Below are 12,030 nucleotides of genomic sequence, written 5' to 3'. Positions count from 1 at the left end.
TTCTTCTCCCTGAGGGTGTGGCGGAGGGTCACGAACGCGGAGGCGTGGACGGTGCGACCCCGGTCGAGCCGCGGACCACGAGCATCGACGGCAGCTGCAGGCACGTGTCGTCGGGCTCGGTGGCCGAGGACCGGGCGGCGCGCTGATCGAGCAGCCGAAGCAGCAGGTCCGTGGCGGTGAACCCGAGCCGCTCCTTCTGCACCGCGATCGTGGTGAGGTTCGGGGTGCACATGGACGCCATCGGGATGTCATCGTGACCGACCAGGCTCATGTCCTCGGGGACGCGGATCCCGCGGGACGTGAGCCTGTTGAGGACGCCGATGGCGATGAGGTCGTTGAAGGCGATGATCGCCGTCGCGCCCGTGGTGAGCACCAGGTCGGCCGCGAGCACGCCCGCGTCGAACGTGGGTGCGGCGGCGGGAACCTCGACCACCTCGATGCCGAGCGCCTGAGCCGCCGCGAGGCCGGCGCTGCGACGGCCCTCGGAGTACGACCCGGCCGGGCCGTTGATGTAGGCGACCTTGCGATGGCCCAGCGCGCCGAGATGCTGGAGCGCCTGCTCGATGCCGGCGGCGGCGTCGCCCATGACGGACGGCACGCCCGGCACGTGACGGCTCACCATCACCGTCGGCCCCGTCTGAGCGAGCGCCAGGAGCTCCTCGTCGGTGCCTCGCGGCGAGCACAGGATGAGGCCGTCGGTGTTGTGGCGCAGCGAGGCGATCGTCTCGTGCTCGCGAGCCACGTGCTCGTCGGTGTCGGACACGAAGATCGGGTAGCTCGACGTGCGGCTGCGTGACGAGGCGCCCTTGATCACCTCGGTGAAGTAGGGGTTGCCCAGATCCGGGACCAGGAGCCCCAGCGCTCCGGTGCGGCCCGTGATGAGCTCGCGCGCTGCGCGGTTGGGCTGGTAGCCGAGAGTCTCGGCGGTCCGGCGCACCAGGTCGCGGGTGGCGGCGTTGACCGGCCCGCCGCTCAGGGCGCGCGACACCGTCGAGGGCGAGACGCCCGCAACGCGTGCAACGTCATTGATGGTCGCGCTCACGGCAGCTCCTTCGATGTCATGGTGACGATGCTCCGACACTAGCGGAAGCGCAACCAGTTTTGCAAATAGTTGCAATGGTTTTCATAGCGATGAATGAGCGCATCTGAACGGAGACTGACGGCCGTTTGCAACATTTCTGCAACAGCGCTTGACACGTACCGCAAACGATGCCAATGTGTCGGTCATCACCACGAAGTCCAGCGGTCGATCAGACGACCGGGACGCCTCGAAGGAGAGGGACATGATGGGCAACGACGCCAGGACGCATCGGGCGGTGAAGCCATGAGCCTCGCCGAGCTCGATCGCATGCGCACTGAGCGCGACAAGGCCGGGCGCAAGATCAAGGTCAAGCAGCCCGACAACAAGGCGGCGCTGGGCTTCCTCGCGCCGTGGATCATCGGCCTCCTCGGGCTGACCGCCGGACCGCTGCTGTACTCGCTGTACTTGTCGTTCACCAAGTACAACCTGCTCCAGCCGCCGGAGTGGACGGGTCTCGACAACTTCGAGCGGATGCTCACGGATGACCGTCTCCACCAGGCGCTCAAGGTCACCTTCACCTACGTGATCGTGTCGGTGCCGCTGCAGCTGTTCGTCGCGCTGGTCCTGGCCCTCGCGCTCGATCGGGGCATGAGGTTCCTCCCGTTCTACCGGTCGGCCTTCTACCTGCCCTCGCTCCTCGGCGGCTCGGTCGCCATCGCGGTGCTGTGGCGCCTCGTGTTCGGCGCCGACGGGCTGCTCAACGCGATCCTCGGCTGGATGGGCATCGAGTCGACGCAGAGCTGGATCTCGAATCCGGACACCGCGCTGTGGACGATCGTCCTGCTCCATGTGTGGACCTTCGGCTCACCGATGGTCATCTTCCTCGCGGGCCTGCGGCAGATCCCCAAGTCGTACTACGAGGCGGCGTCGACCGATGGCGCGAACGCCTGGTGGCAGTTCCGCCACATCACGCTCCCGCTGCTGACCCCGATCGTCTTCTTCAACCTGGTGCTCGCGATCATCAACGCGTTCTCGAACTTCACCCAGGCCTACGTGGTCTCCGGAGGAACCGGTGGGCCGGCCGACTCGACGCTGTTCTACACGCTCTACCTCTACCAGGAGGGCTTCGGGAACTTCCGGATGGGATACGCGGCCGCGATGGCGTGGCTCCTCGTGCTGATCATCGGCGCGTTCACCGGTCTCAACTTCTGGCTCTCCAAGCGATGGGTTCACTACGATGACTGACCTTGCCACCCGGGCTCGCTCCCGATCCGCCGAGTCCTCCCACGACGCGCCCTTCAAGCCCCGCAAGGTGAGCGCGGGCACCCGGTTCCGTCAGGTCATGCGCCACGCCGGCATGCTGGTGGTGGTCGTGATCGCGCTCTACCCGATCCTGTGGATGGTGGCGAGCTCCTTCCGGCCCGACGGCCAGATCTTCGGCAACGCCTCGCTGATCCCGGAGTCGCTGTACTTCGACAACTACACCAACGGGTGGACCGCGCTCGGCAACCCGTTCTCGGTGTACATGTTCAACTCGGCGCTGATCGTGCTGGGCTCGATCATCGGCAACCTGGTCTCGTGCTCCATGGCGGCCTACGCCTTCGCGCGGCTCCGCTTCAAGTTCCAGAAGCCCGCCTTCGCGATCATGCTGGTCAGCATCATGGTGCCGATCCACGTGGTGATCGTGCCGCAGTACATCATGTTCTCGAAGCTCGGGCTGATCAACACGTTCCTCCCGCTGGTCCTGCCGAAGCTCCTCGCGACCGACGCCTTCTTCATCTTCCTGATGGTGCAGTTCATCCGCGGCCTGCCGCGCGAGCTGGACGAGGCGGCGCGCATCGACGGCGCCGGCCACATCCGGACCTTCTTCCAGATCCTGCTGCCGCTGATGAAGCCGGCGCTCGCCACCACCGCGATCTTCACCTTCATCTGGGTGTGGAACGACTTCTTCAGCCAGCTGGTCTACCTGACGGACCCGAACAAGTACACGGTTCCGGTCGCCCTGCGGTCGTTCATCGACGCGCAGTCCCAGTCCTCCTACGGAGCACTCTTCGCCATGAGCGTCGTGTCGATCATCCCCGTGGTGCTCGCCTTCGCCTTCGGTCAGAAGTACCTGGTCCGAGGAATCGCCACCACCGGTGGCAAGTAGCAAGCCCGTCTCCAATCCGTCGGGTCCCCTTCACCACCGCACACCCTGAATCCATAGCCATCGCTTCAGAGAGGAAGTTCACCATGGAGTTCACCCGTTCCCGCCGCGTCCTCGCGGGGGCAGCCTTCGCGGCCGCCGCCACGATGGGCCTCGCGGCCTGCTCCTCCGGCTCGTCCGACCCGGCCTCGTCGGGCGCCGACGGCGGCTCCGGCGAGCAGGTCGAGATCCGCCTCAACTGGTGGGGCTCCGACGCCCGCCACGAGCGGACCCAGGAGGCGATCGACGCCTTCATGGCCGAGTACCCCAACATCACGGTGGTCGGCGAGTTCTCCGACTGGACCGGCTACTGGGACAAGCTCGCGACCTCGACCGCGGGCTCGAACATGCCCGACGTGATCCAGATGGACCAGCTGTACCTCGCGTCGTACGCCGAGCGCGGCACGCTCGCCGATCTGGGCGCGCTGTCGACGCTCGACACCTCGAACCTGTCGGACAGCGTGCTCGGCATCGGTCAGGTCGACGGCACGCAGTACGCGATGCCGGTCTCGACCGTGGGCTTCACGATCCTGGTGAACCAGGACATCCTCGACGAGCTGGGCCTCACCCTGCCCAACACCGACAGCTGGACGTGGGACGACTTCTACGCCTTCGCTGCCGAGGTCACCGAGGTCTCCGGTGGAGACGTCGTCGGCACCGCGCCGATGAACAACGAGTTCTCGCTGCAGCTCTGGGCCCGCCAGAACGGGGAGGCGCTGTTCACCGACGGCAACGTCTCCATCTCGCCCGAGGTCCTCGCGGACTACCTGGCCCAGGGCCTTGAGATGAGCAAGATCGGCGCCTCCGCCGAGGCGACCGCCTACTCCGAGCAGGCGTCGCTCCCGCTCGACCAGATCGACTTCTCGGTCGGCAAGCAGGCGATGGCCTTCACGCAGATCACGCAGATCGCGGCCTACACCGCGGCCTCCGACGGCGCGAACCTCGTGGCCGTCAAGCTCCCGACCGAGGACGCGAACGCGTCGAAGTACCTCTACCTCAAGCCCGGCATGTACTTCTCGGTCTCCTCGCAGAGCGAGCACCCGGAGGAGGCGGCTCAACTGATCGACTTCCTGGTCAACAACCCGACTGCCGCCGAGATCATCGGCACCGAGCGCGGCCTGCCGGCCAACCCGAACACGATCGAGCTCCTGGCGGACTCGCTCACGCCCGAGGAGACCAAGGCCGTGGAGTACACGGACTCGATCGCCGACCTCCTCGGCGAGGCACCCGAGATCGTGCCGAACGGCGCCTCGGGCGTCGACGGCCTGATCCAGCGCTACATCCTCGAGGTCTACTTCGAGAGCTCGAGCCCGATCGACGCGGCTGACGCGTTCATCTCGGAGCTGCAGTCGTCGATCGACGCCGCCTGACGCTCTGACCCCTGCGGCGGGCGGGCCTGCGCGCCCTCCAGCGCGGCCCCGCCCGCCGCTTCGCATGTCCGCTGCACGACCCCCACCCCCCCTCACCCCCACGGGAGACACCATGGAGCACACCTGGCGCTGGTTCGGCCCCGCCGATCCCGTCGCGCTCCCCGAGATCCGCCAGACGGGCGCGACCGGAGTCGTCACCGCGTTGCACGAGATCCCCAACGGGACCGTGTGGCCGGTCGAGGCGATCCTCGCCCGCAAGGCGGAGATCGAGGCCGCGGGTCTCACCTGGTCGGTCGTGGAGTCCATCCCGGTCCACGAGGACGTCAAGTCGGGCGAGCCTGGAGCGGCGCGCCGCCTCGACGCCTGGGCCCAGACGGTCCGCAACCTCGGGCGCTGCGGCATCGACACGGTCTGCTACAACTTCATGCCGGTGCTCGACTGGACCCGCACCGATCTCGCCTACGCGCTGCCGGACGGCTCGTGGGCCCTGCGCTTCGACCACGTCGACCTCGCCGTGTTCGACATCCACCTCCTGCGCCGCCCGGGCGCGGAGGGCGACTATGCGGATGCCGACCTGAGGGCGGCGTCCGCGCGGCTCGCCGAGATGACGGACGCGGGCCGCGCGCGGCTCATCGCCACCGTGATCGCGGGGCTGCCCGGCGCCGAGGAGACCTACACCGTCGAGTCGCTGCGCGAGGATCTCCGGCGCTACGACGGCGTCGGCGCCGACGAGCTCCGCGGTCACCTCCGCACCTTCCTGGAGGCCGTCGTGCCGGCCGCCGAGGAGGCCGGCGTCCGCCTCGCGATCCACCCCGACGACCCGCCACGGCCGCTGCTCGGCCTGCCGCGGGTCGTGTCCACGGCGTCGGACGCGCGCTGGCTGCTCGATGCCGTCGACTCACCCGCCAGCGGGCTCACGTTCTGCACCGGCTCCTACGGCGTGCGCGAGGACAACGACCTGGTCGCGATGGCGCGCGAGCTGGCCGACCGCATCTTCTTCGTCCACCTTCGCTCGACCGTGCGGGAGGCCGATCCGCGCTCCTTCCACGAGGGCGTCCACATCGACGGCGACGTCGACATGGTGGGTGTGATCCGCGAGCTCCTGCTCGAGGAGGACCGCCGTGCACGCGAGGGCGGCCCGCGGCTGCCCATGCGGCCCGACCACGGCCACCAGATCCTGCTCGACCAGGACCCTTCACGCCGGACCAACCCCGGCTACACGCTGCTGGGACGCATGAAGGGGCTGGCCGAGCTCCGCGGCGTCGAGCTCGCCGTCCGCTCCGCGCTCACGCCCGTCCCCGCCTGACCCGTCCCCGACTCGACCCACCCACCGCAGAAGGAGCCACGATCGTGTCCGTCATCGAGCGCGCCGAGGTGCTCATCACGAGCCCCGGCCGGAACTTCGTCACCCTGAGGATCACCACCTCGGACGGCGTGACCGGCCTGGGCGACGCGACCCTCAACGGGCGCGAGCTCGCCGTCGCGAGCTACCTCGAGGACCATCTGGTCCCGCTGCTCATCGGCCGCGACCCCGCCCGCATCGAGGACATGTGGCAGTACCTGTACCGCGGCGCGTACTGGCGCCGGGGGCCCGTCACCATGACGGCGATCTCCGCCGTCGACACCGCGCTCTGGGACATCAAGGGCAAGGTAGCGGGGCTGCCCGTGTACCAGCTGCTCGGCGGTCGGTCGCGGGAGGGGGTGCTCGTCTACACCCACGCCTCCGGCGCGGACACCGCCGCGCTGCTGGACGATGTCGCGCGCGCCCAGGAGCTCGGATACCAGGCGATCCGCGCTCAGGCGGCCGTCCCCGGCATCGCCGGCACCTACGGCGTGAAGAAGGACGGCAAGTACGAGCCGGCGAACTCGTCGCTGCCCGAGGAGCAGCCGTGGTCGACCGAGGCGTACCTCCGCTTCGCCCCCACGTACCTGCGCGCCGTCCGGGAGCGGTTCGGCTTCGACTTCCATCTGCTGCACGACGTCCACCACCGCCTCACGCCCCAGGAGGCCGCGCGGTTCGGCAAGGAGGTCGAGGACGTCCAGCTGTTCTGGATGGAGGATCCGACGCCGGTCGAGAACCAGGAGGCCTTCCGCCTCATCCGTCGGCACACGACCACCCCCGTCGCGGTCGGCGAGGCGCTGACGAGCATCTGGGACGTCCAGCACCTCATCACCGAGCAGCTCATCGACTACGTGCGTACCACCGTGGTCCACGCGGGCGGCATCACGCACCTGCGTCGGATCTTCGACCTCGCCGCGCTTTACCAGGTGCGTTCGGGATCACACGGTGCCTCGGACCTCTCCCCGGTGTGTCAGGCGGCCGCGATCCACCTCGACACCGCGATCCCCAACTTCGGCATCCAGGAGCACATGGGCTACCCCGACCAGGTGGCCGAGGTCTTCCGCACGGGAGTGACGTACGCCGACGGACACCTGCACGTGAGCGACGAGCCGGGCCTCGGGGTCGAGTACGACGACGAGGCCGCCGCCGCCTTCCCCTACAACCCCAAGTACCTCCCTGTGGCACGCCGCCTCGACGGCAGCGTGCACGACTGGTGAGCAGGAGAACCACCATGAACTCGCCGACCCTCGCACCGCTCGCGCGCCGCACCGCGATCCGGCCGATCCGGATGATCCATCTGGGTCTGGGCAACTTCTTCCGTGCACATCAGGCCTGGTACACGGATACCGCGTCCGATGCCGCGGAGTGGGGCTACGCCGCTTTCGACGGTCGCTCGCCGCGCATGTCGACCCTGCTGCGACCGCAGGGCGGGGCCTACACGCTGGTCACTCAGGCGCCGGGCGGCGACGAGCTGCGCGTGGTCGAGTCGCTCTCGGCCGTGCATGCCGCCACGGAGGCCGCGGCATGGCTCGGCTACTTCGAGGACCCGCAGGTCGCGATCGTGACGCTCACCATCACGGAGGCGGGATATCGGGTGGACCCCGACGGGGCGCACGCCCACGAGGTGGCGGCGCTCCGGTCGGACCCGCGCGCCGCCGTGGCCTCGGCCGTGGGCCGAATGGTCGCGGGGCTGCTCGCCCGCCGCGCCGCGGGGGCGGGCGGGATCGTGCTGCTGCCGTGCGACAACCTCCCGGACAACGGACCAGGGCTGCGCGAGGCCGTCACGCGGTACGCGGATCGGGTCGACCCGACGCTGCTCGCCTGGATCGACGCGCACGTCACCTTCGGCTCCACGATGGTCGACCGCATCACCCCCGCCACCACGCCGGCGCTCGTCGCCGAGGTCGAGCGTCAGGGCGGGTTCGCGGACTCCGCGCCGGTGCCGACGGAGCCGTTCACCGAATGGGTCATCGCGTGCGACTTCCCAGCGGGCCGGCCCGACTGGGACGCGACCTTCGTCGACGACGTGACGCCGTACGAGCACCGCAAGCACTGGCTGCTCAACGGGTCGCACTCGCTGCTCGCGTACCGGGGCCTGCTCCTCGGGCACGTGACGGTCCGTGACGCGATCCTCGACCCGGACTGCCGCGGCTGGGTCGAGCGCTGGTGGGACGAGGCGCAGCGGCACATCGTGCTCGACGCGGACTCCAACGCCGCCTATCGCGGGCACCTGATCGAGCGGTATGAGAACCCCAGCATCCGCCACGAGCTGGCGCAGATCTCCATGGATGGCTCGGAGAAGCTGCTCGGGCGCGTGCTGCCGGTGGTCCTCGCGGAGCGGGAGGCCGGGCGGGTCCCCGAGGCCGCGCTCATGGTCCTCGGCGCCTGGGTCGCCTTCCTCCGCGCCCGCCCGGTGCCGGTCCGCGATCCGCGCGCCGACGAGCTCTGCGAGCTCGCCGCGCTGCCGGACCTCGGCGACGCGGCGCGTGCGCTCGTCGCCGTGCTCGATGCCGACCTGGCCTCGGACGACCAGGCCCTCGACGGCATCGTCGCCGCGGCCGACGCCCTGCTCGCCGCCCGCGAGGGGGCCGCGCGATGACGACCCGCACCGACACCCAGGAGGCGACCATGCCCGATTCCACCCTTGCCAGCCTCGCGGCGCACCGGCTGGTGCCGGTGGTCGTGATCGACGATGCCTCGGCCGCCGATGCGCTCGGCGGCGCCCTGGCCGCGGGCGGGCTGCCCGTGGCCGAGGTGACCTTCCGCACGGCCGCCGCGCCGGAGGCGATCCGGCGCCTCGCCGATCGCGGCGACATCCTGGTCGGCGCCGGCACCGTGCTGACGCCGGCCCAGGTCGACGCCGCCGTCGACGCCGGTGCCACGTACGTCGTGTCGCCCGGCACCAGCCGTGCGGTCGTGGAGCGTGCCGCGGAGCGCGGCGTGCTCGCGCTGCCCGGTGCGATCACGGCGACCGAGATCCAGGCCGCGCTCGAGCTCGGCGTCACCACCGTGAAGTTCTTCCCCGCGGGCACCTCAGGCGGACCGAAGGCGATCGCGGGGCTCTCGGCCGCCTTCGTGGACGTCAGCTTCGTGCCGACCGGGGGAGTCTCGCTCGACAACCTCGGCGACTACCTCGCGCTTCCGTCCGTGGCGGCCGTGGGCGGCTCGTGGATGGTCCCTCGTGCCGCCGTGGCCGCGGGCGAGGTCGCGCACCTCACCACCCTGATCTCGCAGGCCTCGGCTCGCGCCGCCGAGCTCCGTCCCTGACCCGTCGACCCGTAAGGCACCTCCCATGAACGACCTCACCGTCCGCCCCGCCTCCGAGACCCGTTACGACGCGCTGTCGCTGGGCGAGGTGATGCTGCGCCTCGACCCCGGCGAGGGACGGATCCGCACCGCACGCTCCTTCCGTGCGTGGGAGGGGGGCGGCGAGTACAACGTCGCGCGCGGCCTCCGTCGCTGCTTCGGGCTGCGCGGTGCGATCGTCACCGCGCTCGCCGACAACGAGGTGGGACGCCTGGTCGAGGACCTGATCCTCCAGGGTGGCCTCGACACCTCGTTCATCCAGTGGCGCGACTACGACGGCATCGGACGCGAGGTGCGCAACGGCCTCAACTTCACCGAGCGCGGGTTCGGCGTGCGCGGCGCGGTCGGCGTGTCGGACCGGGGCCTCACGGCGGCGAGCCAGCTGAGGCCGGGCGACGTCGACTGGGAGCACCTGTTCGGCGACCTGGGCGTGCGATGGTTCCACACCGGTGGCATCTTCGCGGCGCTGTCGGACGGCGCCGCGGAGACCGTCATCGAGGCCGTCACGGTCGCCAAGAGGCACGGCACGCTCGTGTCCTACGACCTCAACTACCGGCCGAGCCTGTGGAGGTCCATCGGCGGCAAGGCCCGCGCGCAGGAGGTCAACCGCGAGATCGCCCGCCACATCGACGTCATGATCGGCAACGAGGAGGACTTCACCGCCTCCCTCGGATTCGAGGTCGAGGGCGTCGACGAGAACATCTCGGCCATCGAGGTCGACAAGTTCGGCGCCATGATCGACCGCGTGGTCGCCGCCTACCCGAACTTCCAGGTGGTCGCCACCACGCTGCGCACCGTCCGCACGGCGACGGTCAACGACTGGGGGGCCATCGCGTGGTCGCCCTCGACGGGGCTCGTGCAGGCGACGCATCGTCCGGGCCTCGAGATCCTCGACCGCGTGGGCGGCGGCGACTCGTTCGCCTCGGGCCTGATCTACGGGCTCATCGACGGTCAGGACCTCCAGACCGCGGTGAACTACGGCGCCGCCCACGGCGCCCTCGCCATGACCACGCCGGGCGACACGACCATGGCCACCAAGGCCGAGGTGCTCAAGCTCGCGGCGGGCGGCGGAGCGCGCGTCGACCGATGAAGTCGTGACGATGCCGCGGCGTGGACCGTTGCCTCCCGCGCCCCGGCATCGTCCGCCCTGAGAGAGGGCGAGGGGCCCCTGGCGATGCCAGGGGCCCCTCGGCGTCTCGGCGAACGCTCAGGTCACCGCGCCCAGCTGCCACGGGACGAACTCGTCGGTGCCCAGGTCGAGTTCCTCGGAGACCGTGGCCTCGCCGGAGGCCACCGCGAGGATCTGCGCGAGGATCTCCTCGCCGACCTGCTCGACGGTGGCGGTGCCGTCGACGATCCGCCCGGCGTTGAGATCCATGTCCTCGGACATGCGCTCGTACATGGGTGTGTTGGTCGCCACCTTGATGGAGGGTGACGGCTTGCAGCCGAGCACGGATCCCCGCCCCGTGGTGAACACCACCACGGTGGCGCCGCCCGCGACGATCCCTGTGACGGAGACCGGGTCGTAGCCGGGCGTGTCCATGAAGGTGAGGCCCTTCTCCGTCACCTTCTCCGCGTACTCGTGGACCGCGACCAGCTCGGACGAGCCCGACTTGGCGATCGCGCCGAGCGACTTCTCGAGGATCGTGGTGAGCCCGCCCGCCTTGTTGCCGGGCGACGGGTTGTTGTCGAGCGTGCCCCCGCCGGCCTCGGCGTAGCGCTCCCACCAACGGAGGCGATCCATGAGCCGGTCGGCGACATCCTGCGAGACCGCGCGGCGCAGCAGCAGGTGCTCGGCGCCGTAGACCTCGGGCGTCTCGGCGAGGATCGACGTGCCGCCCTGGGCGACCAGCAGGTCGCTCGCAAAGCCGAGAGCGGGGTTCGCCGTGATGCCGGAGTAGCCGTCGGAGCCGCCGCAGTTGAGCCCGAGGACGAGCGCCGAGGCGGGAGCCTCCTGGCGGCGCAGCGCGTCGACCTCGGGGAGCATCTCCTCGATCGCGGCGACGCCCGCGCGGACGGTAGCCCGGATCCCGCCGTTCTCCTGGATGATCAGCGTGCGCACGGGCACGTCCTCGCGCACGCCGGTGCCGTCGAGAAGCCCCTGGGCGGGGAGCATCTCGCACCCGAGGCCCAGCACGAGCAGCCCGGCCATGTTCGGGTGGGTCGCGTAGCCGCGCAGCGTCCGGAGGGTGATCTGCGCGCCCTCGCTCGTCGGCACCAGCCCGCATCCGGTGTCGTGGGTGAGCGCGACCACCCCGTCGACGTGCGGGTAGGCGTCCAGCACCGGGCCGCGGAACTGGTCCGCGATCATGCGGGCCGTGGACGCCGAGCAGTTGACCGAGGTGACGATGCCGATGTAGTTGCGGGTGCCCCACGAGCCGTCCGAGCGGCGATAGCCCTGGAAGGTCAGCCTCTCAGGGGCGGGCACGGTGTCGCGGCGGTCGACCCCCACCTGGAGGTCGCGGGCGCCGTCGTCCATGCCCAGGTTGTGCGCGTGGACGTGGGATCCGGCCGCGATGTCGGCCGTGGCACGGCCGATCACCTGGCCGTACTTGCGGACCGGGGCACCCGCCTCGAGAGCGCGGATCGCGAGCTTGTGCCCACGCGCGACGGTGGTCCGCACCGTCAGCGTGGCGCCACCCGATCGCAGCACGGTGCCACCCGCGAGGTCCCGCGTGGCCACCGCGACGTCGTCCTCGGGAGCGAGCACGACGGCAACGTCGGCGAGGTCGGCCGGCGCGGATGCGTCATCCGTGCAGGCGGGTGTCGGGGTGGGGGAGACGGTGGCCATGAGCGTCCTTGTGAT

The 12,030-nt window shown here is 70.2% G+C and carries 10 protein-coding genes; 8 read left to right on the top strand and 2 right to left on the bottom strand.

Annotated features, from left to right (window positions below):
* Positions 1-28: 28 nt before the first annotated feature.
* Positions 29-1,042 (bottom strand): LacI family DNA-binding transcriptional regulator, encoded by a 1,014-nt coding sequence (locus QQX13_RS02075; protein ID WP_301120517.1) that lies wholly within the window; start codon positions 1,040-1,042, stop codon positions 29-31.
* A gap of 282 nt (positions 1,043-1,324) precedes the next feature.
* On the opposite strand from QQX13_RS02075, the gene QQX13_RS02070 reads away from it, so the two are divergent.
* From QQX13_RS02070 to QQX13_RS02035, 8 genes are all read left to right on the top strand, one after another.
* Positions 1,325-2,266: a carbohydrate ABC transporter permease gene (locus QQX13_RS02070; RefSeq protein ID WP_436968544.1), complete on the top strand. Its 942-nt coding sequence runs from the start codon at positions 1,325-1,327 to the stop codon at positions 2,264-2,266.
* Positions 2,259-3,170 (top strand): carbohydrate ABC transporter permease, encoded by a 912-nt coding sequence (locus QQX13_RS02065; RefSeq protein ID WP_436968543.1) that lies wholly within the window; start codon positions 2,259-2,261, stop codon positions 3,168-3,170. The genes QQX13_RS02070 and QQX13_RS02065 overlap by 8 nt, the downstream gene beginning before the upstream one ends.
* An 83-nt stretch (positions 3,171-3,253) precedes the next feature.
* Positions 3,254-4,576, top strand: coding sequence for an ABC transporter substrate-binding protein (locus QQX13_RS02060; RefSeq protein ID WP_301152314.1), 1,323 nt, complete (start codon positions 3,254-3,256; stop codon positions 4,574-4,576).
* A gap of 112 nt (positions 4,577-4,688) precedes the next feature.
* Positions 4,689-5,882 carry a mannonate dehydratase gene (gene uxuA, locus QQX13_RS02055; RefSeq protein ID WP_301152312.1) on the top strand — a complete coding sequence of 398 codons (1,194 nt, stop codon included), beginning with the start codon at positions 4,689-4,691 and terminating at the stop codon, positions 5,880-5,882.
* A gap of 41 nt (positions 5,883-5,923) precedes the next feature.
* Positions 5,924-7,135 (top strand): D-mannonate dehydratase ManD, encoded by a 1,212-nt coding sequence (manD, locus tag QQX13_RS02050; protein ID WP_436968552.1) that lies wholly within the window; start codon positions 5,924-5,926, stop codon positions 7,133-7,135.
* Positions 7,136-7,149: 14 nt separating this feature from the next.
* The gene (locus QQX13_RS02045; protein WP_301152309.1) at positions 7,150-8,517 is read left to right on the top strand and encodes a mannitol dehydrogenase family protein; all 1,368 of its coding nucleotides are present in this window, start codon (positions 7,150-7,152) and stop codon (positions 8,515-8,517) included.
* Complete coding sequence (gene eda / locus QQX13_RS02040) at positions 8,514-9,185, top strand: bifunctional 4-hydroxy-2-oxoglutarate aldolase/2-dehydro-3-deoxy-phosphogluconate aldolase (protein ID WP_301152308.1); 672 nt, start codon at positions 8,514-8,516, stop codon at positions 9,183-9,185. The genes QQX13_RS02045 and eda overlap by 4 nt, the downstream gene beginning before the upstream one ends.
* A gap of 25 nt (positions 9,186-9,210) precedes the next feature.
* Entirely contained in the window at positions 9,211-10,314 is a 1,104-nt protein-coding gene (locus tag QQX13_RS02035; RefSeq protein ID WP_301120529.1) for a sugar kinase, read from the top strand.
* Positions 10,315-10,431: 117 nt separating this feature from the next.
* Here the strand turns inward: QQX13_RS02035 and QQX13_RS02030 are convergent, their stop codons facing one another.
* The gene (locus tag QQX13_RS02030; RefSeq protein WP_301120531.1) at positions 10,432-12,015 is read right to left on the bottom strand and encodes a UxaA family hydrolase; all 1,584 of its coding nucleotides are present in this window, start codon (positions 12,013-12,015) and stop codon (positions 10,432-10,434) included.
* Between the last annotated feature and the right edge of the window lie 15 nt (positions 12,016-12,030).

The organism is Demequina lignilytica (assembly GCF_030418375.1).
Taxonomy (GTDB): domain Bacteria; phylum Actinomycetota; class Actinomycetes; order Actinomycetales; family Demequinaceae; genus Demequina; species Demequina lignilytica.
This window is presented reverse-complemented; position numbering and strand designations above follow the sequence as displayed.